The following is a 22,787-nucleotide window of genomic DNA, read 5'->3' as shown; positions in this document are numbered from 1 at the left end:
CCTGCGCCGCGCGGCGGGCCGCCTGCCTGGAGAGCCGCCCCGTGAAGACGATCTACAGCGAGAACCATCGGCTGCATCACACCCGCGCCGAGCTCGTGTCCGGCAAGATGGTGCCGGCGTTCGAATATCCCCGCCGCGCCGAGATCGTGATCGAGCGCATCCGCGCCGTCGGCCTCGGGCCGATCCTGGAGCCGCGCGCGCTGGGCCTTGAGGCGGCGAAGCGCGTCCATGCCCCCCGGTTCGTCGATTTTCTCGAAGGCGCGTGGGACGCCTGGGTCGCCCGCCAGGGTGACGAGACCGACGCGCTCGCCTTCACCTGGCCGACCCGCAGCCTGCGCGACGTCGAGCCGAAGACGATCGAGGGCCAGCTCGGCTTCTATTCCTTCGATGCCGGCTGCGGCATCACCAAGGGCACCTTCGCGGCCGCCCGCTCGGCCGTCGAGGTGGCGCTGACCGGCGTCGCCCTGTTGCAGGAGGGCGAGAGCTCCGTCTTCTCCCTGTGCCGTCCGCCCGGCCACCACGCCGCTTCCGACCAGATGGGCGGCTATTGCTATCTCAACAACGCCGCCATCGCCGCCCAGGCGCTGACCGATCAGGGCCGCCGCGTCGCCATCCTCGACGTCGATTATCACCACGGCAACGGCACCCAGCAGATCTTCTACGACCGCGCCGACGTGCTGTTCGTCTCGCTGCACGGCACGCCGGAGACCGAATATCCGTTCTTCCTCGGCTATGCGGACGAGACCGGTTTCGGCGCGGGCGAGGGGGCGAACCTCAATTTCCCGCTCCCCTTCGGCACGCTGTGGGGCGCCTTCGACGAGGCCCTCCAGACCGGCTGCCGCAAGGTCAAGGATTGGGGCGCCGATACCCTCGTCGTCTCCCTCGGCCTCGACACCTACGAAGAGGACCCGATCTCGAAGTTCAAGCTGAAGAGCGAGGACTTCCTGCGGATGGGCGAGCGCATCGCGGCGCTCGGCCTGCCGACCCTGTTCGTGTTCGAGGGCGGCTACGCCGTCGAGCCCCTCGGCATCAACACGGCGAACGTGCTGAGCGGCTTCGAGGGCGCCCACAAGCTCTGACCTCTCCGAGATGATCCGGCGCGGCGCATCGGGCGTGCATTTGTCCGCGCGCCGTGCTGGATTGGCGGCCGATCCGGTTTGACGGGATGGGGCCGACCATGATCTTCCGCCGCGCTTTGCGCATCGCTGCCGCCGCGCTCGGTCTCGCCCTTGCGGCGCCGCTGCCCGCCGCGGCGATCTCGCCGCAGCCGGTCGAAGGCCGCCAGGGCATGGTGGTCAGCGATCAGGCGATCGCCTCGGCGGTCGGCGCCGCCATCCTGCGCGCCGGCGGCAACGCGGTCGATGCGGCGGTCGCCGTCGGCTATGCCCAGGCGGTGGTCAATCCGTGCTGCGGCAATATCGGCGGCGGCGGCTTCATGGTGCTGCGGCTCGCCGACGGCCGCGCCTTCTTCATCGATTTCCGCGAAGAGGCGCCGGGCGCCGCGACCCCTAACATGTATCTCGACAGCCACGGCCAGCCGATCCCCGGCGCGAGCCTCGACGGCTGGCTGGCGGTGGGCGTGCCCGGCAGCGTGCTCGGGCTCGACACAGCGCTCACCCGTTTCGGCACGATGACACGGCAGCAGGTGATGGCGCCGGCGATCGCGCTCGCCCGCGACGGCTTCGTGCTGGCGCCGGGCGATGCCGCGATCTTCGCCACCGCGACCGAGGCCTTCCGCCGCGATCCGGCGATCGCCAAGATTTTCCTGAAGGACGGTGCGCCGCTCCAGCCGGGCGACCGGCTGGTGCAGACGGACCTCGCCGCGACCCTCTCGGCCATTGCCGAGACGGGGCCGGCCGCCTTCTACGAGGGAGCCCTGCCGGAGAAGATCGCGGCGGCGAGCGCGGCCGGCGGCGGCATCCTGAAGGCCGCCGATTTCGCCCACTACACGGCGCCGGTCTCGGCCCCGGTCGCGTGCTCCTACCGCGGCTACGACATCCTCTCCGCCCCGCCGCCGAGCTCCGGCGGCGTCGCGCTGTGCGAGATGCTCGGCATCCTCGAAGGCTATCCGCTGGGCTTCCTCGGCTACGGCTCGTCCGAGGCGGACCATTTCATGATCGAGGCGATGCGGCAGACCTATCTCGACCGCAACAGCGATCTAGGCGATCCGGCCTTCGTCCAGAACCCTGTGGATCGGCTGATCTCGAAGGCGTACACGGCGGCGATCCGCGCCACCATCGAGCGCTACCGCGCGACCCCGTCGAGCGAACTCAAGCCCGGCACGCCGCCGCACGAGGGCACCGAGACGACCCATTATTCGGTGCTCGACGCGGCCGGCAACGCGGTCGCCGTGACCTTCTCGCTCAACGCCTATTTCGGCGCCAAGGTGATGGCGCCGGGCGCCGGCTTCTTCCTCAACGACACCATGGACGATTTCACCATGCGCCCGGGCGTGCCGAACATGTTCGGCCTCGTCCAGGGGGCGGCGAACGCCATCGCGCCGGGCAAGCGGCCCTTGAGTTCCATGACGCCGGCCATCCTCACCCGCGACGGCAAACCCTTCATGGTGCTCGGCAGCCCCGGCGGCTCGCGCATTCCGACGGCGGTGTTGCAGACGATCGTTAACGTCATCGACCACGGCATGACCTTGCAGGAAGCCGTTGACGCGCCGCGCTTCCACCATCAATGGCTGCCGGACGTGGTCTATGCCGAGCCCTATGCGATGTCGCCCGACACCCGCAAGGCGCTCGCTGCGATGGGTTACAAGATCGTGGTCCAGAAGCCGTGGAGCGCCGTCGAGGCAATCCTGGCGCCGGGCGCCAAGCCCTCCGATGCGGCGCCGCCCTCGTTCGCCGACGACACGCTCAATGTCTGGAAGCCGGCCGCCGGCACGGTGTTCGGCGCCAACGACAACCGCCGCCCCGCCGGCGCCGCGGTGGCGCAATAAGGGAGAGGGCAAGCGCCCGGCGCGTCTCCGGCATGGGGTGCTCGGTCGGTCATCGAGGAACGCTTCCAGCCGCCGGACCGCGGTACGATCCTCGCACTCGCCCCCAACATCGTTCCGGGAACGGCCCCTCCGCCGTCATCCCCGCCCTTGTGGCGGGGATCCAGGGGCGGTGGGCTCAGCGCTTGCTGCCCGTGGGTCCCCGGGACCAGGCGAGGGTTATCGCCTATGGCTCCCACTGCGCTGCCGAGCCCTTCTCCCCCGTGGGGGAGAAGGTGCCCCGAAGGGGCGGATGAGGGGATAATCCTCTTTTATTTTCAGAAATTTACGGTGAAAGCAGGGAGCGTGAACACCCCTCATCCGCCCCTATCGGGGCACCTTCTCCCCGCACGCGGGGAGAAGGAAGACGCGGGGATGTCAATCATATGCGAGAGCCCTGGGGACGAGCCCGGGGAAAGACCACGGAGAGGGCAGTGCCTGACGTTCCGGCGGCACTGTCGTCTCCGGTGCTGAAGAACCTCTATTGCTTCAGCACATCGTCGAGCGGGGTCGTCTCGGTTCGTCCGGACTTGATGTCTGCGAGCCGGCGGCGGGCTTCCGCCTCTCTTCGATGCCGTCGAGATAATCGGCGATGGCGGTAAGCACATGGTCGCGCTCGGTGCGGCCCGTCGTCTTGGCGAGCGACTCCAGTCGGGATTCGAGGTCTGGCGGTAGCCTGATCGCAAGCACGTCCGGCTCCTTCCCCGTTGGCATCTAATTGTTGTAGCGCGGAAGCCCGGCGATTTCAGCCGGGCTTCCGAAGTCGGGTGAGCCGCGCCTCTTAGGCGAAGCGGGCTTCCATCAGCTTGGAGAGGCCTTCGGCGAAGGCGGCCGGGTCGTCCGGGGCCTCGCCGTCGAGAATGCGGGCCTGGCCGAAGAGCAGCACCGCGGCCGCTTCGATCTCGCCGGCGGCGCCACCGGCCGATGCCTTCGCCGCCAGCGCCTTGACGAGCGGATGGCGCGGATTGAGCTCCAGGACCGGCGCGAAGGTGCCGAGGCCGTTCGGCGAGCTGCTCATCAGCTTCTCGAAGCGGCGGTCGGGTCCACCGTCCGGCGCCACGAGGCAGACCGCGCTCGTCGCCAGCCGCTCGGAGGGGCGCACCGCGCTCACCTTGTCGCCGAGGCTCTGCTTGACGAGGGCGGCGAGCGCCGCGACGTCGCCGGCGTTGGCGGCTTCCGGCTTGTCCGCGCTGTCGGGGAGCGGGATGGCGTCGAGATCGGCCGAGCCTTGGGTCACCGAGCGGAACGGCCTGCCTTCGTAGCCGAGCGCCGTCTGCACCCAGAAGGCATCGACCGGGTCGGTGAGCACGAGGACCTCGATTCCGCGGGCGACATAGCCTTCGAGATGGGGGCTCGCCTTCACCGCGGCTTCGCTGTCGCCGAGGGCATAATAGAGCGCGGTCTGGTTCTCGACCTTGTCCGCCAGCACCTCGGCGAGCGAGCGGCCGCCCTCGGGGGCCTTGGTGGTGCGGAAGCGGGCGATCTTGAACAGCGCGTCGCGCCGCTCCGGGTCCTCGTAGAGCCCCTCCTTGATCACCGCGCCGAACGCCTCCCACACCGCGGCGTAGGCGTCCTTGTCGTTCTCGGCGAGCTTCTCGAGCTCGGTCAGGATGCGGTTGGTGAGCCCTTTGCGGATCGCCTCGAGCAGCGGGTTCGTCTGCAACATCTCGCGGGAGAGGTTGAGCGGCAGATCCTGGCTGTCGACGACGCCGCGGACGAAGCGCAGCCACGCCGGCAGGAGCTCGGCCTCGTCGGTGATGAAGACGCGGCGGACATAGAGCTTGATGCGGCCCTTGCGGCTCGGATCGAACAGATCGAACGGGCGCTGCTTTGGCACGAAGGCGAGCACGGAATAATCCTGCCGACCCTCGGCGCGATAATGCACGGTCAAGGCCGGCTCGCCGAAGTCGCCGCTGACGAGGCGGTAGAAGTCGGCATATTCCTCGGCCGTCACCGCGCTCTTCGGCTTGGTCCAGAGCGCCGTGCCGTCGACGAGCTGGCGCGGCTCGCTCTCGTCCTTGCCGGCCTCGACGAGGAAGATCGGCACCGGCACGTGGGCGGCATGGGTGCGCACCACGTCCTCGATCTTGTAGGCCTTGGCATAATCCTTGGCGTCGTCGGCGAGCTTCAGGAGCACGCGGGTGCCCCGGGCGGGCGCCTCGTCGCCGGCGGGCTCGATCGTGAAGGCGCCGGCGCCGTCGGAGCGCCACGTCCAGGCCTCGGAGGAGCCGGCGCGGCGGCTCGTCACCACGACCTCTCGGGCGACCATGAAGGCGGCATAGAAGCCGACGCCGAACTGGCCGATCAGGGCCGTGCCGTCGGCCTTCTCGGCGAGCGCCTCGACGAAGGCGCGGGTGCCGGAGCGGGCGATGGTGCCGAGATTTTCGGCGAGCTCGTCGCGGCTCATGCCGATGCCGTTGTCGGAGACGGCGAGGGTGCCGGCGGCCTCGTCGGCCTCGATCGTGATCGCGAACGGCGCGTCGCCGACCTCGAGACCGGGCTCGGTCGCGGAGAGGTGGCGCAGCTTCTCGCAGGCGTCGGCGGCGTTCGACAGGAGTTCACGCAGGAAAACATCGCGGTCTGAATAGACCGAGTGGACCATCAGCTTCAGGAGCTGGGCGACGTCGGCGGCGAACGGGCGCGTCTCGGTCCGGCCGTCGGCGGGTGCGGCTTGGGTCGGGCTATCGGTGTCCATCGGGCGGATCATCGTTTCTGACAGGAAGCGGAAAACGCGGCCCATCCCAAGCAGGTGGCGGGACGCGCCGGTCGCGCTCTATATCGTCGGGATGGAGCCCTGTTCAAGGCGTTCCGTCCGCCCCGAAAGGGCTTGCGCCCGGAGACTTCCGCCATGGCTTTGCCGATCGTCCACGATCCGCTCTATCACGCCGAGATTGCGGCCGATCACCGCTTCCCGATGGGCAAGTTCCGCCGGGTGGCCGAGGTGCTCATCGACGACGGCCTCGTCACGCCGGACGAGTTCCACGTGCCCGGCGAAGCCCCGGCCGATTGGCTCTGCCTGGTCCACCGGGAGGATTATGTCGAGCAGGTGCTGGCCGCCGACGTGCCGGCGGCGATCGCCCGCGAGATCGGTCTGCCGATGGTCGAGGCGGTGGGCCGGCGCGCCGCCGCGGCGACCGCGGGCACCGTGCTCGCCGGCCGCCTCGCCCTCGCCGAGGGCATCGCCTGCAACACCGCCGGCGGCAGCCACCATGCGCGGGCCGAACAGGGCGCCGGCTTCTGCGTCTTCAACGACGTGGCGGTGGCGATCCGCGTGCTCCAGCGCGAGGGCCGGATCGAGCGCGCGATGGTGATCGATTGCGACGTCCACCAGGGCGACGGGACCGCGTCGATCTTCACCGGCGATCCGGCCGTCTTCACCTTCTCGATCCACGCGGAGAAGAATTATCCGGCCCGCAAGGTGCCCTCGGACCTCGATCTGCCGGTCGAGGACGATCTGGGCGACCGCGATTATGTGGCGCTCATCCGCCAGCACGTGCGCGCGCTCGTCGCGAACCACCGGCCGGACATCGTCTTCTACAATGCCGGGGTCGATCCCCACGCCGACGACCGGCTCGGCCGGCTCGCCTTGAGCGACGACGGCCTGACCGAGCGCGACCGCTACGTCATCGATGCGGTGAGGGAAACCGGCGTGCCGCTCGCCGGCGTGCTCGGCGGCGGCTACGACCCGGACCTCGAGCGGCTCGCCCGTCGGCACACGATCCTGCACCGCGTCGCGGCGGAGTTCGTGTGAGGCCGTCCATGCGACGGCCGAGAGGCTTGGGGCATGCGAACGGGAGGCGCGGCAGTCCGCGCCGGGATCAGCCCGAAGTGGCGGTGCCGTCGCCGGCGGCCGCCGCGCCGCCGGAGAGCGCCTTGAGACCCTGGACGGCCTTCGGGTCGTTCGGTTGCAGGCTGAGCGCGGCACGGTAGGACTGGCGCGCCTTCTCGACGTCGCCGAGCTTGGAGAACGCGTCGCCGCGGTTGGCCCAGGCGTCCGCATAATTGCGGTCGATCGACACGGCGACCGTGAAATCGTCCGCCGCCTCCTGGAATTTCCCGATCGCCATGTAGGCAAGGCCGCGGCCGTTGTAGGGCTCGGCCGCCGACGGCGCCAGGCTGATCGCGGTGCCGAAGTCCTCGATGGCCTGCTGGTGCTGGCCCTGCGCCTCTTCGACGAGGGCGCGGTTGTGGAAGGCGCGGGAATCGTTCGGGTTGATTTTGATCGCCGCGTTGAAGTTGTCGAGCGCCTGCTGGTACTGGCCCGCCTGACGGTAGATGTTGCCGAGGCCGACATAGGCGGCGGTGTAGCTCGGATCGATCTGGATGGCGGTTGTGTAGTCGGCGATGGCGAGCTTGGTATCACCCATGCCGCGATAGATCAGCGCGCGGTTGGAATAGGCCGCGGCGAATTGCGGGTTGAGCTTGATCGCCGTGGTGAAGTCCTGGATCGCCTTGGCGTAATCGCCGGCGCGGCCATAGGCGGAGCCACGCAGATTGTAGGCGTTGGCATCCTGCGGATTGGCGGCGATGACCTCGCTGAGGGAGGCGACGTTCTGGCTCGCTCCGGCACGGGCGGCCTGCTCCGACGGGCTCAGCATCTCGCTGGTCTGGCAACCGGCGAGCGCCAGGGCGCCGGTCACGGCGAGCAGCGCGAGCGCCGCGCGAGGGCGCCGAAGGGCGCCGGACGTCGCGGGCGAGCCATCCGCTCCGCCGATCCGCGCCATTGCGCGCGCCTTGCCAGCCTGCCGCATCATCCCCTGCTCCTCGTCGTCGCGCCGGCCGGGCGAATCAACGCCACAGCCGAATTTCCCGATTGAACCCGCGTGGAACAAGACAAACGCGGCAAGAGCGGGACGGCTGCAAGTCGAAGTCTCGCTTCTTGCCAAATTCTGCCTCAACCGACGCAACGAGGCCACAGGTCGACGGTGATGAACCCCTCAGGACGCATCAGATCGACTGAAGCAAATGTACGAAGGTGTTTCAATTCGCTCGTGAAGGGAGCGGGCCATATCAACGACGAAAGCCGGAGCCGCAATGCGGCACCGGCCCATCCTATCGAAGAAAGGCAGAAAGCGAGTCGGTGGCTCAGCGCTTGACGGTCGGGGCCTTGGCCGGGACCAGGCCTTCGCGCTGGGCGCGCTTGCGGGCGAGCTTGCGGGCGCGACGAACGGCTTCGGCCTTCTCACGCGCCTTCTTCTCCGAGGGCTTCTCGTAGTGGCCACGGAGCTTCATCTCGCGGAAGATGCCTTCGCGCTGCATCTTCTTCTTGAGGGCCTTCAGGGCCTGATCGACATTGTTGTCGCGAACGAGAACCTGCACGCTCTATCCCGCCGTTCCTGTAAAACCGCCTTTTGGGGCGCCTAACCCCGGTCGGCAGTCGAGAGTTTCATCAAAATCGTTGGCGACGCGATTCCGAGCGGTTCGGTGATGCCGGCTGCGCGGGCCATGGCCCAGGCTGTGCCGTGCAAGCGTCGCTCGCCGTCGCGAGGGTCGATAGCAGAAAGCGCGACCGCTGTCCACGCCCTGCGGCACGTCTCGCCGCGCATCGTGATCGGTCGCGATCCGCCGCGCGCACCGCGTTTCGGTTACGCCTTGAGCCGGTTGACGTGACCCATCTTGCGGCCCGGCCGGGCCTCGGCCTTGCCGTAGAGGTGGAGATGGGCGCCGGGCTCGGCGAGGATCTCGTGCCAGCGGTCGACGTCGTCGCCGATCAGGTTTTCCATCTCGACCGGCTCGCGCAGGCGCGCCGCCGCGAGCGGCCAGCCGGCGACGGCACGAACATGCTGCTCGAACTGGGAGACCGTCGCGCCGTCCTCGGTCCAATGGCCGGAATTGTGGACGCGGGGCGCGATCTCGTTGGCGACGAGGCGTTCGCCGGCCGCGTCGCGGACGAGGAAGAGCTCCACCGCGAGCACGCCCACATGGTCGAGCGCATGGGCGACCTGGGCGCCGAGGGCGCGGGCCCGCCGCTCGGTCTCGGGCGAGATCGCGGCCGGCACGCGGGTGCGCTTCAGGATGTGGTTCTCGTGGCGGTTCTCGGCGATGTCGAACGCTTCGACCGCGCCGTCGAGCCCGCGCGCCAGAATCACCGAACATTCGAGCGCGAACGGCACGAAGCCCTCGAGGATCGCCGGTGCCCGGCCGATCGCGTCGTACGCGGCCTGCGGGTCGAAGCCGGGCTTGAGGGTGATCTGCCCCTTGCCGTCGTAGCCGAAGCGCCGCGTCTTGAGGATCGCGGGGAGGCCGATCGTCTCGACCGCGCGGACGAGATCCTCGACGCCGTCGACCGCCGCGAAGGGCGCGACCGGGATGCCGAGATCGGACAGGAAGGTCTTCTCGGCGAAGCGGTCCTGGGAGATCGCCAGCGACCGGGCGCCGGGTCGCACCGCGACGCGCTCGGTCAGCACCGCGGCGGTGCGCTCCGGCACGTTCTCGAATTCGTAGGTCACGACGTCGACCGCCGCGGCGAAGGCGGCGAGCGCCGCCTCGTCCTCGTAGCCGGCGATCGTCTTCGCCCGCGCCACGTCGAAGGCGGGGGAGGCGGGATCTGGACAATAGACATGGACCGCGAGCCCGAGCCGGGCTGCGGCGAGGGCGATCATGCGGCCGAGCTGGCCACCGCCCAGGATGCCGAGGGTCGCGCCGGGGCGCAGCACGATCGAACCGTCCGAGACGCTCGTCGTCACGTTGCCGCTCGTCATGCTTCGGTCTCCGGGCGGTCGGGAACGGCGTCGGTGCGGGCCTGCCGCCAGGCGTCGAGCCGCGCGGCGAGCGCCGGATCGGAGAGCGCCAGCACCGCTGCGGCAAGGAGCCCGGCATTGACGGCCCCGGCCTTGCCGATGGCGAGGGTCCCCACCGGAATGCCGGCGGGCATCTGGACGATGGAAAGAAGGCTGTCCTGTCCCGACAGAGCGTGGGATTCGACCGGCACGCCGAACACCGGCAGGCTCGTCAGGGCCGCGACCATGCCGGGCAGGTGGGCGGCGCCGCCGGCACCCGCCACGATCACCTTGACGCCGCGCGCGCGGGCGTCCTTGGCGAAGGCGTACATGCGGTCTGGGGTGCGGTGGGCGGAGACGATGCGGACGTCGTGCTCGACGCCGAGCGCCGCCAGCGTGTCCGCCGCGTGGCGCATCGTCGGCCAATCCGACGTCGAGCCCATGATGATCGCAACCGGCGGCGCGGTGTCGGCCATTGGCGCCTCAGCCTCTCTCTCGAAGGGGTCGCGCGCCGGCCCACGGCGGCGAAAACGGGCCATTAGCGGAAAGGGTCGCGGTTCGCAAGACGAAGCGGCGAGACGAAGCAGCAGGGGGACGCGTCGAGGCGGTGCCGCCTGATCTCAGGCGATGATGTCGGGCAGGATTTGATCTTCCAGGAAGCCGATGCGGTCCTTGAGCGCGAGCTTGCGCTTCTTCAGGCGCTGCACCTGGATGAAATCGGCGTGAGTGCTCGCCGCGAGCGCCGCGATTGCGGCGTCGAGATCGCGGTGTTCCTGACGCAGGCGGGCCAGTTCGTGCCGAACCGCCATCTCCTCTTCGTCGGTCATGCTGCGGTTGCCTCGTACTCCCGACGGCCGCGTGCCGCCTTCCGCCCTGTCACGTCCGACAACCCCATCCGCGAGATAAGCCACAGAACCGCCGACACCGGGCTCCTGGCGCCGGCCGGCGGAACATGCACGAACACGTGGCATCCTTCTACCACGTCCGCGCCTCCGGTTGGAGGGCCGCGCCCATCGCAAAGCGTGAAGTCTTCACTGTCGTAATGGTGTCATTCGGCTTCGACAGGCTCATGCTTTCATGGCAGACTTCGTGCGTTGGATAGACCCACGCGAGGAGGTGCTCATGTCGGTCGAATCGCACTTGAACGAGCTGCACCGGCGCCATGCCGCATTGGAGCGCGAGTTGGCGGAGGCCCAGGCCCGCCCGACGAGCGTCGATACACTCACCATCACGGCCCTGAAGCGTCGCAAGCTTCAGCTCAAGGAAGAGATCACGCGTCTGGAGCAGCCCGTCTCGCTGCACTGAGCCAGGGTCGAGCGCGGCGCGCCGCCGCGTTCGACCTCCCTCTCGGGGGAGCACGACGCACGTCGTTCGATCTGCCGTCTCGCCACGGTTGCGACACGGAAGAATCGCAGCTTCGACAAAGTGCCGGCTAATCTGGTGATCGGGAGCGAATCAGGCAGAGCAGCATGGCGAGATGCGCCGCGCTCTGCGGGAGCCTCGATCATGCGTGCCAACGATCTTCTCGGCGTGACGATCGCCTCGGCGCTGGTCGCCGCCATCTGCCTCTCGCTGGCGGCCGGTGCCGCTGCGACGTGGCATCCTCGGCCGACCGCACCGTTCACCTTGTCGGCCGCCGACCGCACCTGACCTTCCGACACCAGACGACGATTGTCGGCCCCGGTCCGCTGGGGGTGCCGCTCGTCTTAGGCGGGATTCGGGCAGGCGGTCACCGCATCGGGTGTACGGCCGTGTTCCTTCGGCCGCCCCGAACCGTTGTTCGGGTCACGTCGAGCGCGATGCCGCGGCGCCCGGCACACCGGCGGTCGCGCCCTTCGCGGCGTCACGCGGCGCAGTGATCTCCTTCCAGAGGTCGAGCCACATGGCGAGGCCAACGTGGATCAGGAGGCCGACGCCGACGAGCGTCACGTCGACCGCAAGGCCGCCGCCGCTCTCCCGCTCCAGCACCTGTCCCACGACGGCGAGCAGCGAGCCGGTGCAGAACACCGGCAGCGAGTGACGACCCATGCGGGCGAGCGGGTTGGTCGCCCCGCTCTGCATGATCTTCCGATCGATCCAGTCGAACGGCAGGTTGGCGACGACGTAGATCAGCGCCAGCGCATGCAGGAGCCGGGGCAGGGCGAGGCCGTTCTTGTCGAAGGTGAAGAGCCAGGTCGGCAGCGGCAGCGCGTCGTCTGCCGGATAGAGCGAGAAGCGCTGGATGGCGAACCCGGCGACGAGCACGGCAACCGCGCCGGCATAAGCGAGCCGGTGAAACGGCACCGGCTGGCCGGCCTTGTAGAGCGTGCCGGCGACGAAGCCGATGGTGAAGAGAAGCTGCCAGGCGATCGGATCGAAGAACCAATAGCCCTCGGACGGCACGTTCGGCAGGCTCCAGCCGAATGTCTTGCCGGCGACGTAGAGGATGAGCGACAGGGCGAGCGCGGTCCAAAGGTTGCGCGAGGCGATCCACATCAGGAGCGGTGTCGCCGCGAGCAGGACGATGTAGAGCGGCAGGATGTTGAAATAGCCGACCTGGAAGGTGAGGGTCGAAAGCCCGACCAAAGCGTGCACGGGGTCGCGCAGCAGGAGGTCTAGGCCGTTCACCTTGGTCCAATGCGGGTCGGCGAACCAGATCGCCGCGCCGAAGAAGAGCGCGACCGCGCCCATGATGGTCACGATGTGGGCGAGGTAGAGCTTGCCCGTGCGCTGCCAGACCCGGACGCTGGCGAACACCGGATTGCCGCCCATGTATTTGCTGAAATAGGCGATCGAGGCCGAGAAGCCGGACAGGAACACGAACACCTCGGCATTGTCGGAGACGCCGAAGTTCCGCAGCGTGACGTTCTCGAAGATGTTGCCGGGGATGTGATCGATGAAGATCATCGCCAGCGCGAGGCCGCGCCAGAAATCGAGGCGGTGATCCCGCCGGGACCGGTTCGCATTCATGGCTCAGATCTCCGGCGGCAGCCTGCCTCAGGCCGGCTACGGCGAGGGTCTGTGAAGACGATTCGAGCCGTCCGGCACAAGTCCGCCCGCCATCCACAACGTGTCGTTCAAACGTCTCGTCTCGTCGCCCGTCCCGGACCGCCGGCCCGGGAAAAGGCGTGGGCGGGCCGGCGCGATGCGCCTTCTCGGAGCGGTTTCGGTGCGCGACCCGAATCGCCAACGGCGAAGCGGGACCGACGGTTCCCGTCGCAGCCTCAGTCCGCCTGGCCCGTCGCCGAGCGCGCCCCTCGAAACCCAGTCCCCTTGTCCGAAGTCGGGCGACCTTCGGGGATGATCTCGGCAGTGTCGAGACCGAGGCGCGGCGAGCGCGCGGCTTTTTGTGACGACCTTCGAACACGCCGTCGTGCGCCGTCAATTCAGGGTTCGGCGTGCGCCAGGCATGTCGAGGGAGAAGGCGGGGATCTCCACGTCGAAGCTCTCGCCGCTCGGCGTCTCCATCCGGTAGGTGCCGACCATGATGCCGGAGGGCGTGCCGAGCGGGCAGCCCGAGGTATAGCTGTAGCGCCCGCCCGGCTGGATGACCGGCTGCTCGCCAACGACACCCGCCCCGCGCACCACTTGCACGGCGCCGGTGGCGTCGGTGATGATCCAATGGCGGCTGCGCAAGTGCACCGTCTCGTCGCCGCGGTTGACGATCTCGATCTTGTAGGCCCAGAACCAGCGGCCGTCGTCCGGCGCGGACTCGTCCGCGACATAGCGCGGGGCCACGGTGATCTCGATGTTGCGGGTCACGGCACGATACATGGATTGCTCCGCTGCGGCGGCGGGTGACCGGAGGGCTCGCCGGGCCGGCACGAGGGCCTTGATCAGAGCCGGCCTTCGCCGCGCATAAGCGGGGCCGGCGCCGGCGTCAACCCGCGGCCTCGGTGTGCGCGGTCGGAAGGTGGGCTAGGCGGCGGTCGGGATGAGGAACGGATGAGCGGTAACGAGACCCGGGACGGCGTGTGGGATGAAAGCGCCGCGGAGATGCAGGCCGACGCGCCACTCCTCGATCTCCTCGGCTTACGCTGTCCGCTTCCGGTGATGCGGATGCGGGCGGCGCTCGCGGAGGCCGCCGCCGGATCGCGTCTCGTCATCCGGGTGAACGATCCGCTCGCGGCGGTGGACATTCCCCACGCCTGCCGGGAGGACGGCCATGCCGCCCGCCTCGTGACGCGCGACGGCACCGCGCTCACCTTCGAGGTGCGGAAGCGGATTTGACCGCGGGAGGCTCCGCTGCGGCGATCTCTCCCGACCGATCCGCCCGTGCCGCCCAGGCCTTGGCGTGGACGATGCCCTCCTCCTGCAACAGGTAGGCGGTCGCGAAGAAGCGCCGCGCGGCCTCCAAGAGGAGGGGCGTGCCGCGAAAGCCGCCGCGGGCGCTGCTCTGTTCGATCAGGTTCTCCGCGGAGAGTTCGCGGATGACGGTCAGCACGTGCGAGCGCGACACCGAGAAGCGCCGGGCGAGCGGGGCGATGTTGCTCTGGCGGCCCTCGAGATCATTGAGGACGACGCAGAGCGTCAACGGAATCCCGACGTCACGGTCCATCACGTGCCGCAAGGCCGGGACCTCGATCGCGATCCTGAACCCCTGCACGTAGCGCTTCAGCATGAAACTCATCATGCCGCCGAGCACCCAGGGGTCCTCCAGGGCCGCCACATCGTCGTGGGGACGCACGATGGCGCGTGCCAAGAACATCCCCGTCATGCGCTCCCGCTGGAGATCGATGAATTGCGTGGTCGGGACGAGGCGCTTGGCGCGGCGGTCCGCCGACGGTGCCGGCCGGAGGAAGCCGACGAGCCGCATTGCGGCGATGAACGCCGTGACACGGCCGGGACTGCACACGGCCTCCGCGATCGCCAGATCGCGCAACCGTGCCGCGGTGAAGCCGCCGCCCTTGCCCTCGCGGAAGTGCAGCTCCGTCATCATGGTCGCGAGCACGAATCGGCCGCGGTCGCTGACGAGCCGGTTCATCACCCAGTGACCCCGGTGCATCTCGACGATCGTCTTGGCCGATACGGTAATGGCTCGATCTATATCCGGATGGCACACGAGCCTATCGACCTCGGCGCGATCGATCACCGGACCGTCAGGCAGGTCGTCGGGATAGGCCTGAGCGCTCAACGCGCGCACCTCCCGCGAATCGATCGACCTCGCGATCTCATCCGCCACAGGATCGATCCAATCTTCGTCATTGATACGCCCGTCATGAGAGGGCACCAAGCTTGGGCATCGTGCCTTTAAGCGCGGCAGTCCGCGAAGGGAATAGCATGATCGGAAGCAAGTTTAAGGCCGTCTCTCTCATCGCCGCCACGGTGGCACTGATCGGTACCGGATTCGCCTTCCCGGTGGTGCCGCGCGCTGCGGCGGCGGTTTATTGCAAGACGGCCGGTGTGCCGAAGGGGTGCGTCGCCCGTCCGGCACCGGCCGCGCGCGCCGCGGTGCACTGCACCCGTCCGGGCTATCCCGTTGGCTGCGTCGCGAAGCCGGCGGCGCGGGCGGCTGCGACGCCAGGCGTCGGTGCGGCCGGTCCCGGCGTGTCGGCCGTCAATCGCGGCGGACCCGTCAACCGCGTCGGCGTGCGCTGATCCGCTCGCCGCCTCTCTCGTCCTCAATCCTCCCAACCGTGCACAGGCCTACCATGAACACACGATCTTTAGTTCGCCTCGCTTGCCTCGCGCTGCCGCTCGCGTTCGCGTCGGCCGCCCACGCTGACGTCAAGTCGGCCAAGGCCTGCGGCGCCAAGCTGCCGGCGGAATCCCAGGTCATCTTTAACAAAACGCTGCCGCAGATCGCCCCGGGCGCCGACGTGAAGGGCGTGCTGACCAACACCACGCGTAGCCTCGCGATGGCCGGCACGATCAACCGCGGCACCGCCAAGGCCTCGGCCCAGGCCGCCTACAAGTGCCTCACGCTCGCCGCGCAATAATAACGCCCGCGACCGCATAAACATACGGAAACGCCCCGCGACTTACCGGTCCCGGGGCGTTTCCATGAGGTGCACATAAAGCCTACGAAATGCGCACGCGCCCCGCGCATCCGAACATGCGGTCATCGTAGGCCGATGCTCGCCAGAGATCGATAGGCATCCGGACAGCGGCGCGGGCAGCGCTCCCAAGTGCGCCCGGGACGCCGGCCGAGCGTCGGCTCAGGCGGCCGACAGGCGTGCGAGGATCTCGTCCGACACTTCGAAGTTCGAGAACACGGCCTGGACGTCGTCGTCGTCTTCGAGCTGGGCGATGAGCTTCAGGAGCGTCTCCGCCTTCTCCTCGTCGACGGGAACCATGTTCTGCGGCTTCCAGACGACCTTGACGCTCTCCGGGTCGCCGAGCACGGCGGTGAGGGCTTCCGAGACCTCGCCGATCGCCCCGAAGGCGCACACCACCACGTGGCTTTCCTCGTCGGAGGCGACGTCGTCGGCGCCGGCCTCGATGGCGGCTTCCATGACCTTGTCGGCGGAGCCGGCCTCGGGCTTGAAGGTGATCTCGCCGACGCGATCGAACATGAACGATACCGAGCCCGTTTCACCGAGCGCACCGCCGTGCTTGGTGAAGGCGGCGCGCACCGCGCTCGCGGTGCGGTTGCGGTTGTCGGTCAGGGTCTCGACGATGACGGCGACGCCGCCGGGGCCGTAGCCCTCGTAGCGGATCTCGTCGAAATTGTCCGAATCCGAGCCCAGCGCCTTCTTGATGGCGCGGTCGATGTTGTCCTTCGGCATGTTCTCGGCGCGTGCGTTCTGCACGGCGAGACGCAGCCGGGGGTTCATCTTCGGGTCGGGCATGCCCGTTTTGGCGGCCACCGTGATTTCGCGCGCGAGCTTGGAGAACAGCTTCGAGCGGCGGGCGTCGGCGGCGCCCTTCTTGTGCATGATGTTCTTAAATTGGGAATGGCCGGCCATGGTCGTCTCGTCTTCGCGTGGGTCAGGCTTTGACCCGGCTTATAGGCGTTGAGCCGCGCGAAAGGAAGACGGGGACGCTCAGGCGGCGTCCCAGAACGCCGGTTCTGCTTGAGACAGCGCCCCTCCGAGCCGCACCGGTCCGATCTTCGTCGCCTTGCCGGTTCGGTCGTCGATCTCGACGGCGACCCCGCTCAGCGTGGCGTCGCCGAGCGCCGGCGCGAAGCGGCCCGACGGGATCTTGCGCAGGAAGCGGCCGAGCGGTTCGTCCTTCTCCATGCCGATCACCGAATCGTAGTCGCCGCACATTCCGACATCCGTCATGAAGCCGGTGCCTTCGGGCAGGATGCGGTGATCGGCGGTCGGGGTGTGGGTGTGGGTGCCGACGACGAGGCTGACGCGGCCGTCGAGGAAGTGGCCCATCGCCTGCTTCTCGCTGGTCGTCTCGGCGTGGAAATCGACGATGACCGCGTCCGCCTGCTCGCCGAGCGGGCAGGCGGCGACCTCCGCCGCCACGCCGGCGAACGGGTCGTCGAGGGAGTCCATGAACACCCGCCCCATGGCGTTGATGACGAGGACGCGGGCGCCGTTGCGGCCGATGAAGAGATTGGCGCCGCGCCCGGGCGTGCCGCGGGGATAATTGACGGGCCGCAACAGCCGCGGCTGGCGCTCGATGAAGACGAGGGCCTCGCGCTGATCCCAGACGTGGTTGCCGGTGGTGACGACGTCGGCCCCGGCGTCGAGAAGCTCCTGGGTGATCTCCTCGGTGATGCCGAACCCGCCGGCGGCGTTCTCGCCGTTGACGACGACGAAATCGAGCGACCAGCGCTCGACCAGGTCCGGAAGCCTGTTCGTCACCGCGGTGCGCCCGGCGCGCCCCACCACATCTCCGAGAAACAGAAGCCGCATCGTCCGATATCCCCGACGAGAAAGCCGCCGGGATCGCGACCGGCGGCTTCCGAATTCCCCATTGAACGCGCGTGCAGGCGTTCCGGGCAATGATTAATCCGTCCAAACGGTCAAATGCGAGCGGGGACAGCCGGGTTCGGGGACTCTTCCACATGCCGCGGGTTGCACGCCGCACCCGCTGCGCGGCGACGCTGCCCCGGGGGCCGTCGGGATGCCCCCCGGCGCGATCTAGGCCGCGAGGCCGCCGGCGCGTTCGATGAAGCGCGCGATGACGTCCACGCCCTTGCCGCCTCGCAGATTCGTGAACACGAACGGCCGCTCGCCGCGCATCCGGCGGGTGTCGCGCTCCATCACCTCGAGGTTCGCTCCGACATGCTCGGCGAGGTCGATCTTGTTGATGACGAGGAGATCGGAGCGGGTGATGCCCGGGCCGCCCTTGCGCGGAATCTTCTCGCCGCCCGCCACGTCGATGACGTGGATGGTGATGTCGGCGAGTTCCGGCGAGAAGGTCGCGGCGAGATTGTCGCCGCCGGATTCGATCAGGATCAGGTCGAGCGCGGGGAATTTTCCGCGCATGGTCTCGACCGCGGCGAGATTGAGCGAGCAATCCTCGCGGATCGCCGTGTGCGGGCAGCCACCCGTCTCGACACCCATGATGCGCTCGACCGGGAGCGCACCGGTCCGGCTCAGGATTTCGGCGTCTTCCTTGGTGTAGATGTCGTTGGTGATGGCACAGAGATCGTAGCTCGTGCCGAGCGCGCGGCAGAGCGCCTCCATGAGCGCGGTCTTGCCGGAGCCGACGGGGCCGCCGATGCCGACGCGCAGGGGCCCGTGTTCGGAGCGGGTCATGAGCGGAAGAGCCTCGTGTACTGGGTTTCGTGGAGAAGGGCGGAAAGATCGGCGCGGAACACCGCCCCGCCGAGATCGTCGAGCGACGCCCGTTCGGCGTCAGCCGCGACCGTGCGGCACAGGGGCAAAAGGCGGGCCAGCACGCGCTGCCCATCGGTCTGCCCGACGATGCCGAGGCGCACGGCGGCGGAGACGAGGTTGCCGAGAAAGCCGGTGACGAGCATTTCGAGGGTGGCGCGGATCGGCAGAGCGTGGCCCGCCGCCGCGGTGGCGACCGCAACGGGATAGGCGATCTCGCCCTTGGCGAGCGCGACGAGCCGGTCGAGCGCCGGACACGGCCAAGCGGCGCGGGCGGTCGCCACGAAGGCGCCGCCCTGGGTCAGCGTCTCGAGCCGTCGCTCCGCGCTGCCGCCGAGCGCCGCCGCGAGCTCGGCCACCGCGGCGAGCCGGTCGTCGTCCGCCGCCGCGACGGCGCGGAAGGCCTCCGCGGCGAGGATGGCGTCGTTGCGTCCCGCGCCGTGGGCGAGGATGTCCGCGAGCCAGCCGGCGAGGCTTTCGGCATCGTGGACGTCGCCTGCCTCGGCTGCCCATTCGAGCCCGTGGCTGTAGGCGAAGGCCCCGACCGGAAAGGCGGGAGAGAGCCACAGCGCGAGCGGCAGCGGCAGGCTGGCCGCCTCGCCCGGCGGGGTCTCGATCGGCGGCGCGGCCGGCATCAGGCGGTCGTCCCCTCAGCCGTGACGGTGGCCGGGGCCATGGTCGTGGCCGGGATGATCATGCCCGTGATGGTCGTGATCGTGGCTGTGGTCATGGCCGCACTGGCTGTGATCGTGGTGATCGTGCGTATGCCCATGCTCATGTCCATGCCCATGCGCCCCGTGGTCGTGGTGGCCATGGTCATGGTGGGCGTGGTCATGATGATCGTGCGCGGCGTGCCCATGTCCATGGTCGTGCCCATGATCATGACCGTGATCGTGCCCGCCGCCATAGGCGCCGCGCTCCGGCCGGAACGGGCGCGTCACCGCCGCGACGCCGGCGCCGAGGCCGCGCACCATGTCGGCGAGGACGTGGTCGTCGGCGATGTAGATCGCCTCCTCGGTGATCTCGGCCGGGGTGTGGCGGTTGCCGATATGCCACGCGATCCGGAGGAGCCGCAGCGGCGTCGCGGTCGTGATCTCGAGCAGGTGCTCCGGGGCCGCCTTGACGAGGATGAGCCGGCCGTCCTCGAGCTTCACCGCGTCGCCATCGTCGAGCGCCTTGGGCTTTTCGAGATCGAGCAGGAATTCGAGCCCGCCTTCGGTCGTGAGCGCCACGCGGCGGCGCTGGCGGCCCTCGTGGTCGAGGATCACGGAATCGGCGATCCGCTCGGGCTTCACGGCGGGCTTGCGGACGACGGCGTTGGCACGGAGCATGATCGCGTCTCAGGATGGGTCGAAGAGGCCGGGTTCCACGGGCAGATACCCGTCGTCGAGAACCTGATCGATGGTAAAGGGGGGCGTTTCGGGAAACAGGGTGAAATCCATCCCCGTTTCCTTGGCGGCGAGCAGGCGGCCGGAGAGATAGGCGAGATCGAACGCCTCGCTCGGAAAGCTTCTGAGGCTCGGGCTGTCGGCGAGCACGCGGGAGAGGCGCGCGCGCTGTTCGGTGATGGTGCCGCGCCATCCGGCGGAGCGTGCGCCCGGCTGGTAGCGCCATTTCAGGAGATGCGCGACGAGAACCCGGAGGCGGTTCTCGATCTCGCGCCGTTCGCTGCGTCCCACCGCCTCGACCTCCTCGGCAAGGTTGTCGAGGTCGAGCGCCTCGAAACGACGCGCACGCAGCAATCGCGCCTGTTCTTTCGTCCAGGCGTGGAAATCGCGGGAATAGAGGCCTCGGTCGGCGCCGGCCGTATCGCCGGCCTTGATCGGCTGGGCCATCGCGGAAACTCCACCCTCGGCGCGGACGGTCACGTCGGCGACCACCGCGGGAGGTGCATCGAACCTAGAACAGGAAATAGCGCTGCGCCATCGGCAGAACATGGGCGGGCTCGCAGACGAGCAGTTCGCCGTCGGCCGTCACCTGATAGGTCTCCGGATCGACCCGGATGTCCGGCGTCGCGTCGTTGTGGATCATCGATTTCTTGGAGATGCCGCCGCGGGTGTTCTCGACCGCCACCAGCGCCTTGGCGAGGCCGAGCCGCTCGGCGAGGCCGCCGTCGATCGCTGCCTGGGAGGTGAAGGTCACGCTCGTCGCCTGGAGCGCCTTGCCGAAGGCGCCGAACATCGGCCGGTAATGGACCGGCTGCGGAGTCGGGATCGAGGCGTTCGGATCGCCCATCGCGGCCGCGATGATGGCGCCGCCCTTGAGCACGATGTCCGGCTTCACGCCGAAGAAGGCCGGTGTCCACAGCACCAGATCGGCGAGCTTGCCCGGCTCGATCGAGCCGATGTGCTTGGCGACGCCGTGGGCGATCGCCGGGTTGATCGTGTATTTCGCGACATAGCGGCGGGCGCGCAGATTGTCGTTGCCGATCTCGCCGGCGAGGCGGCCGCGCTGCACCTTCATCTTGTGGGCGGTCTGCCAAGTCCGGGTGATCACCTCGCCGAGGCGACCCATCGCCTGGCTGTCCGATGAAATCATCGAGAGTGCACCGAGATCGTGGAGGATGTCCTCGGCGGCGATCGTCTCCTGTCGGATGCGGCTTTCGGCGAAGGCGAGGTCTTCCGGGATCGACGGGTCGAGATGGTGGCACACCATCAGCATGTCGAGATGCTCGTCGAGGGTGTTCGCCGTGAACGGCCGGGTCGGATTGGTCGAGGAGGGCAGCACGTTCGGCAGCCCGGCGACCTTGATGATGTCCGGCGCATGGCCACCGCCGGCACCCTCGGTGTGGAAGGCGTGGATGGTGCGCCCCTTGAAGGCGGCGATGGTGTCCTCGACGAACCCGGATTCGTTCAAGGTGTCGGTGTGGATCATTACTTGGATGTCGTAATCATCGGCGACCGAGAGGCAATTGTCGATTGCCGCCGGTGTGGTACCCCAGTCCTCGTGGAGTTTCAGCGAACAGGCCCCGGCTTTGATCATCTCTATCAGGCTCGCCGGGAGCGAGGCGTTGCCCTTGCCGGAGATGCCGATGTTAACCGGCAAGCCGTCGATGGCACGCATCATCATTTCGATGTGCCACGGGCCCGGCGTGCAGGTGGTGGCCTTGGTGCCTTCCGCCGGGCCGGTGCCGCCGCCGAGCAGGGTGGTGATGCCCGACATCAGCGCATCCTCCACCTGCTGCGGGCAGATGAAGTGGATGTGGCTGTCGAAGCCGCCCGCGGTGAGGATCCTGCCCTCGCCGGCGATGATCTCGGTGCCCGGCCCGATGATGATGGTCACGCCCGGCTGGGTGTCGGGGTTGCCGGCCTTGCCGATCGCCAGGATGCGGCCGTTCTTGAGGCCGACGTCCGCCTTCACGATCCCCAATGGTCGAGGATCAGCGCGTTGGTGATGACCGTGTCGGCGGCGCCGGCGGCATTCGTCACCTGGCTCTGGCCCATGCCGTCGCGGATCACCTTGCCGCCGCCGAACTTCACCTCCTCGCCGTAGATCGTGAAGTCCTTCTCGACCTCGATATAGAGGTCGGTGTCGGCGAGCCGCACCTTGTCGCCCACGGTCGGGCCGAACATGTGGGCGTAGGCATGGCGCGAGATGCGGGCGGACATGGGCGGCTCCTCAGGCTGGAACGAGGCGGAAATGGTTGCGCGCGGCAGCCGCAGCGCGATCGAACGTAAAGGTTGCCGAGGCGCCGGCACGAACGTTGAGCGCCTCGATTAGGCAGTCTGCGAAATCGGCACGCTGCGTCGCGAAGGCTTCGAAGGCGGCTTCCACGCAGTCCCTCGCTTCGAGGTCGAAGCGCGGATGATCGAGCAGATGGGCGAGGAAGGTGGCGATCCCGGTCCGTCCGACCGCGAAGCGGCTGCGGAGGGTCCACACCGACTCGACGAGGACGATGAGCGAGATGCGCAGCGTGGTCTCGGCGGTCTCGCGGAAGAGGGCTCGGGCGGCGGCCGTCTGCCGGCCGTCGGGTTCATCTACGAAGAGGCGGATGAGCACATTGGTGTCGAGCCCGATCATTCGGCGGCCTCTCCGGTCCGGCGTGCCCGCCGCCACGCTTCGAACTCTGCCCACTCGCGCCAATCCTGCGCGACACGGCTGTCCTCGCGCGAGGCTTCGCGGTCCGCCGCGGCGCTTTCCGGCTCCACGGGCGTGGCCTGGCCGACGAAAGGCACGAGCGCGCCCAGCAGACCGTCGGAGGCCGCATTGCGGGCGCGGAGCCGCACGACGCGGAGCGCCTCGTCGATATAAAAATCGACGATGTCGCCGGTCTCGAGCGAGAGGAACTCGCGTACCTTGGCGGGCACGGTGAGCTGGCCCTTGGAACTCATGCGGGCGGTGAAGTGGGGCACGGCGGCCTCCTTA

General features: G+C 68.7%; 26 protein-coding genes and 1 pseudogene. 8 read left to right on the top strand and 19 right to left on the bottom strand.

Annotated elements, in window-relative coordinates; translation table 11 throughout:
• Nucleotides 1–41: 41 nt before the first annotated feature.
• Both F0357_RS07280 and ggt read left to right on the top strand, forming a co-directional pair.
• Nucleotides 42–1,079, top strand: coding sequence for a histone deacetylase family protein (locus F0357_RS07280; protein WP_312861492.1), 1,038 nt, complete (start codon nucleotides 42–44; stop codon nucleotides 1,077–1,079).
• Nucleotides 1,080–1,177: 98 nt separating this feature from the next.
• Entirely contained in the window at nucleotides 1,178–2,947 is a 1,770-nt protein-coding gene (ggt, locus tag F0357_RS07275) for a gamma-glutamyltransferase (RefSeq protein ID WP_153479732.1), read from the top strand.
• A 525-nt stretch (nucleotides 2,948–3,472) separates the two neighbouring features.
• Here ggt and F0357_RS07270 read toward each other — a convergent pair.
• Together F0357_RS07270 and htpG are read right to left on the bottom strand one after the other, a co-directional pair.
• Nucleotides 3,473–3,673: a YlcI/YnfO family protein gene (locus F0357_RS07270; RefSeq protein WP_208948254.1), complete on the bottom strand. Its 201-nt coding sequence runs from the start codon at nucleotides 3,671–3,673 to the stop codon at nucleotides 3,473–3,475.
• Nucleotides 3,674–3,764: 91 nt separating this feature from the next.
• Nucleotides 3,765–5,678, bottom strand: a complete 1,914-nt coding sequence (gene htpG, locus F0357_RS07265; protein WP_153479731.1) for a molecular chaperone HtpG — start codon at nucleotides 5,676–5,678, stop codon at nucleotides 3,765–3,767.
• A gap of 153 nt (nucleotides 5,679–5,831) precedes the next feature.
• Here htpG and F0357_RS07260 point away from each other — a divergent pair, with 153 nt between their 5' ends.
• Nucleotides 5,832–6,734 carry a histone deacetylase family protein gene (locus F0357_RS07260; protein WP_153479730.1) on the top strand — a complete coding sequence of 301 codons (903 nt, stop codon included), beginning with the start codon at nucleotides 5,832–5,834 and terminating at the stop codon, nucleotides 6,732–6,734.
• Nucleotides 6,735–6,801: 67 nt separating this feature from the next.
• Here F0357_RS07260 and F0357_RS07255 read toward each other — a convergent pair whose 3' ends face one another.
• The 5 genes from F0357_RS07255 to F0357_RS07235 all read right to left on the bottom strand — a co-directional run bounded on the left by F0357_RS07255 (nucleotide 6,802) and on the right by F0357_RS07235 (nucleotide 10,529).
• Nucleotides 6,802–7,737 (bottom strand): tetratricopeptide repeat protein, encoded by a 936-nt coding sequence (locus F0357_RS07255; RefSeq protein ID WP_246161394.1) that lies wholly within the window; start codon nucleotides 7,735–7,737, stop codon nucleotides 6,802–6,804.
• Nucleotides 7,738–8,068: 331 nt separating this feature from the next.
• Complete coding sequence (gene rpsU / locus F0357_RS07250; RefSeq protein WP_312861491.1) at nucleotides 8,069–8,302, bottom strand: 30S ribosomal protein S21; 234 nt, start codon at nucleotides 8,300–8,302, stop codon at nucleotides 8,069–8,071.
• Nucleotides 8,303–8,568: 266 nt separating this feature from the next.
• Complete coding sequence (locus F0357_RS07245) at nucleotides 8,569–9,684, bottom strand: 5-(carboxyamino)imidazole ribonucleotide synthase (protein WP_153479729.1); 1,116 nt, start codon at nucleotides 9,682–9,684, stop codon at nucleotides 8,569–8,571.
• On the bottom strand, nucleotides 9,681–10,178 hold the full coding sequence (gene purE / locus F0357_RS07240) for a 5-(carboxyamino)imidazole ribonucleotide mutase (protein WP_153479728.1): 498 nt from the start codon (nucleotides 10,176–10,178) through the stop codon (nucleotides 9,681–9,683). Before purE ends, F0357_RS07245 begins: the two co-directional genes overlap by 4 nt.
• A 144-nt stretch (nucleotides 10,179–10,322) precedes the next feature.
• Entirely contained in the window at nucleotides 10,323–10,529 is a 207-nt protein-coding gene (locus F0357_RS07235; protein ID WP_153479727.1) for a YdcH family protein, read from the bottom strand.
• 295 nt (nucleotides 10,530–10,824) lie between these two features.
• On the opposite strand from F0357_RS07235, the gene F0357_RS07230 reads away from it, so the two are divergent.
• Both F0357_RS07230 and F0357_RS07225 read left to right on the top strand, forming a co-directional pair.
• Complete coding sequence (locus F0357_RS07230) at nucleotides 10,825–11,007, top strand: YdcH family protein (protein ID WP_153479726.1); 183 nt, start codon at nucleotides 10,825–10,827, stop codon at nucleotides 11,005–11,007.
• Nucleotides 11,008–11,208: 201 nt separating this feature from the next.
• Entirely contained in the window at nucleotides 11,209–11,352 is a 144-nt protein-coding gene (locus F0357_RS07225; protein ID WP_153479725.1) for a hypothetical protein, read from the top strand.
• Nucleotides 11,353–11,487: 135 nt separating this feature from the next.
• Here the strand turns inward: F0357_RS07225 and F0357_RS07220 are convergent, their stop codons facing one another.
• The gene (locus tag F0357_RS07220; RefSeq protein ID WP_153479724.1) at nucleotides 11,488–12,651 is read right to left on the bottom strand and encodes an OpgC family protein; all 1,164 of its coding nucleotides are present in this window, start codon (nucleotides 12,649–12,651) and stop codon (nucleotides 11,488–11,490) included.
• Between the two features lie 411 nt (nucleotides 12,652–13,062).
• A complete protein-coding gene (gene apaG, locus F0357_RS07215; protein ID WP_153479723.1) occupies nucleotides 13,063–13,455 on the bottom strand; it encodes a Co2+/Mg2+ efflux facilitator ApaG/CorD in 393 nt (130 codons plus the stop codon).
• Nucleotides 13,456–13,626: 171 nt separating this feature from the next.
• Between apaG and F0357_RS07210 the strand changes: the two genes are divergently transcribed.
• Nucleotides 13,627–13,911: a sulfurtransferase TusA family protein gene (locus F0357_RS07210; protein ID WP_246161393.1), complete on the top strand. Its 285-nt coding sequence runs from the start codon at nucleotides 13,627–13,629 to the stop codon at nucleotides 13,909–13,911.
• Here the strand turns inward: F0357_RS07210 and F0357_RS07205 are convergent.
• A complete protein-coding gene (locus F0357_RS07205; protein WP_153479722.1) occupies nucleotides 13,883–14,815 on the bottom strand; it encodes a hypothetical protein in 933 nt (310 codons plus the stop codon). The genes F0357_RS07210 and F0357_RS07205 overlap by 29 nt on opposite strands.
• 146 nt (nucleotides 14,816–14,961) lie before the next feature.
• On the opposite strand from F0357_RS07205, the gene F0357_RS07200 reads away from it, so the two are divergent.
• Together F0357_RS07200 and F0357_RS07195 are read left to right on the top strand one after the other, a co-directional pair.
• Nucleotides 14,962–15,279, top strand: coding sequence for a hypothetical protein (locus tag F0357_RS07200; RefSeq protein ID WP_208948253.1), 318 nt, complete (start codon nucleotides 14,962–14,964; stop codon nucleotides 15,277–15,279).
• A 53-nt stretch (nucleotides 15,280–15,332) separates the two neighbouring features.
• Nucleotides 15,333–15,620 (top strand): hypothetical protein, encoded by a 288-nt coding sequence (locus F0357_RS07195; protein WP_153479721.1) that lies wholly within the window; start codon nucleotides 15,333–15,335, stop codon nucleotides 15,618–15,620.
• A gap of 219 nt (nucleotides 15,621–15,839) precedes the next feature.
• On the opposite strand, the gene F0357_RS07190 is transcribed toward F0357_RS07195, so the two are convergent.
• From F0357_RS07190 to F0357_RS07150, 9 genes and pseudogenes are all read right to left on the bottom strand, one after another.
• The gene (locus F0357_RS07190) at nucleotides 15,840–16,589 is read right to left on the bottom strand and encodes a YebC/PmpR family DNA-binding transcriptional regulator (protein WP_153479720.1); all 750 of its coding nucleotides are present in this window, start codon (nucleotides 16,587–16,589) and stop codon (nucleotides 15,840–15,842) included.
• 78 nt (nucleotides 16,590–16,667) lie between these two features.
• Nucleotides 16,668–17,495 (bottom strand): TIGR00282 family metallophosphoesterase, encoded by an 828-nt coding sequence (locus tag F0357_RS07185; protein ID WP_153479719.1) that lies wholly within the window; start codon nucleotides 17,493–17,495, stop codon nucleotides 16,668–16,670.
• A gap of 228 nt (nucleotides 17,496–17,723) precedes the next feature.
• Entirely contained in the window at nucleotides 17,724–18,344 is a 621-nt protein-coding gene (gene ureG / locus F0357_RS07180) for an urease accessory protein UreG (protein WP_153479718.1), read from the bottom strand.
• A complete protein-coding gene (locus F0357_RS07175; protein WP_153479717.1) occupies nucleotides 18,341–19,057 on the bottom strand; it encodes an urease accessory protein UreF in 717 nt (238 codons plus the stop codon). Before F0357_RS07175 ends, ureG begins: the two co-directional genes overlap by 4 nt.
• Before the next feature lie 15 nt (nucleotides 19,058–19,072).
• Nucleotides 19,073–19,753 (bottom strand): urease accessory protein UreE, encoded by a 681-nt coding sequence (locus tag F0357_RS07170; RefSeq protein WP_153479716.1) that lies wholly within the window; start codon nucleotides 19,751–19,753, stop codon nucleotides 19,073–19,075.
• 9 nt (nucleotides 19,754–19,762) lie between these two features.
• A complete protein-coding gene (locus tag F0357_RS07165; protein WP_153479715.1) occupies nucleotides 19,763–20,257 on the bottom strand; it encodes a DUF29 domain-containing protein in 495 nt (164 codons plus the stop codon).
• 64 nt (nucleotides 20,258–20,321) lie between these two features.
• Nucleotides 20,322–22,030: pseudogene (gene ureC, locus F0357_RS07160) on the bottom strand (urease subunit alpha).
• 10 nt (nucleotides 22,031–22,040) lie between these two features.
• Complete coding sequence (locus F0357_RS07155) at nucleotides 22,041–22,442, bottom strand: type II toxin-antitoxin system VapC family toxin (RefSeq protein WP_153479714.1); 402 nt, start codon at nucleotides 22,440–22,442, stop codon at nucleotides 22,041–22,043.
• Nucleotides 22,439–22,774: an AbrB/MazE/SpoVT family DNA-binding domain-containing protein gene (locus F0357_RS07150; RefSeq protein ID WP_153479713.1), complete on the bottom strand. Its 336-nt coding sequence runs from the start codon at nucleotides 22,772–22,774 to the stop codon at nucleotides 22,439–22,441. The genes F0357_RS07155 and F0357_RS07150 overlap by 4 nt, the downstream gene beginning before the upstream one ends.
• Between the last annotated feature and the right edge of the window lie 13 nt (nucleotides 22,775–22,787).

Origin of the sequence: Segnochrobactrum spirostomi, assembly GCF_009600605.1 — a bacterium.
GTDB classification, from domain to species: domain Bacteria; phylum Pseudomonadota; class Alphaproteobacteria; order Rhizobiales; family Segnochrobactraceae; genus Segnochrobactrum; species Segnochrobactrum spirostomi.
This window is presented reverse-complemented; position numbering and strand designations above follow the sequence as displayed.

Coding starts and splice junctions, on each gene's coding strand:
- F0357_RS07245 (WP_153479729.1), bottom strand. CDS start 9,684: ATGACGAGCGGCAACGTGACGACGAGCGTCTCGGACGGTTCGATCGTG.
- F0357_RS07210 (WP_246161393.1), top strand. CDS start 13,627: ATGAGCGGTAACGAGACCCGGGACGGCGTGTGGGATGAAAGCGCCGCG.
- F0357_RS07260 (WP_153479730.1), top strand. CDS start 5,832: ATGGCTTTGCCGATCGTCCACGATCCGCTCTATCACGCCGAGATTGCG.
- F0357_RS07170 (WP_153479716.1), bottom strand. CDS start 19,753: ATGCTCCGTGCCAACGCCGTCGTCCGCAAGCCCGCCGTGAAGCCCGAG.
- F0357_RS07195 (WP_153479721.1), top strand. CDS start 15,333: ATGAACACACGATCTTTAGTTCGCCTCGCTTGCCTCGCGCTGCCGCTC.
- apaG (WP_153479723.1), bottom strand. CDS start 13,455: ATGTATCGTGCCGTGACCCGCAACATCGAGATCACCGTGGCCCCGCGC.
- F0357_RS07155 (WP_153479714.1), bottom strand. CDS start 22,442: ATGATCGGGCTCGACACCAATGTGCTCATCCGCCTCTTCGTAGATGAA.
- F0357_RS07165 (WP_153479715.1), bottom strand. CDS start 20,257: ATGGCCCAGCCGATCAAGGCCGGCGATACGGCCGGCGCCGACCGAGGC.
- F0357_RS07225 (WP_153479725.1), top strand. CDS start 11,209: ATGCGTGCCAACGATCTTCTCGGCGTGACGATCGCCTCGGCGCTGGTC.
- F0357_RS07175 (WP_153479717.1), bottom strand. CDS start 19,057: ATGCCGGCCGCGCCGCCGATCGAGACCCCGCCGGGCGAGGCGGCCAGC.
- F0357_RS07230 (WP_153479726.1), top strand. CDS start 10,825: ATGTCGGTCGAATCGCACTTGAACGAGCTGCACCGGCGCCATGCCGCA.
- purE (WP_153479728.1), bottom strand. CDS start 10,178: ATGGCCGACACCGCGCCGCCGGTTGCGATCATCATGGGCTCGACGTCG.
- ureG (WP_153479718.1), bottom strand. CDS start 18,344: ATGACCCGCTCCGAACACGGGCCCCTGCGCGTCGGCATCGGCGGCCCC.
- F0357_RS07235 (WP_153479727.1), bottom strand. CDS start 10,529: ATGACCGACGAAGAGGAGATGGCGGTTCGGCACGAACTGGCCCGCCTG.
- ggt (WP_153479732.1), top strand. CDS start 1,178: ATGATCTTCCGCCGCGCTTTGCGCATCGCTGCCGCCGCGCTCGGTCTC.
- F0357_RS07185 (WP_153479719.1), bottom strand. CDS start 17,495: ATGCGGCTTCTGTTTCTCGGAGATGTGGTGGGGCGCGCCGGGCGCACC.
- F0357_RS07190 (WP_153479720.1), bottom strand. CDS start 16,589: ATGGCCGGCCATTCCCAATTTAAGAACATCATGCACAAGAAGGGCGCC.
- F0357_RS07220 (WP_153479724.1), bottom strand. CDS start 12,651: ATGAATGCGAACCGGTCCCGGCGGGATCACCGCCTCGATTTCTGGCGC.
- F0357_RS07200 (WP_208948253.1), top strand. CDS start 14,962: ATGATCGGAAGCAAGTTTAAGGCCGTCTCTCTCATCGCCGCCACGGTG.
- htpG (WP_153479731.1), bottom strand. CDS start 5,678: ATGGACACCGATAGCCCGACCCAAGCCGCACCCGCCGACGGCCGGACC.
- F0357_RS07255 (WP_246161394.1), bottom strand. CDS start 7,737: ATGATGCGGCAGGCTGGCAAGGCGCGCGCAATGGCGCGGATCGGCGGA.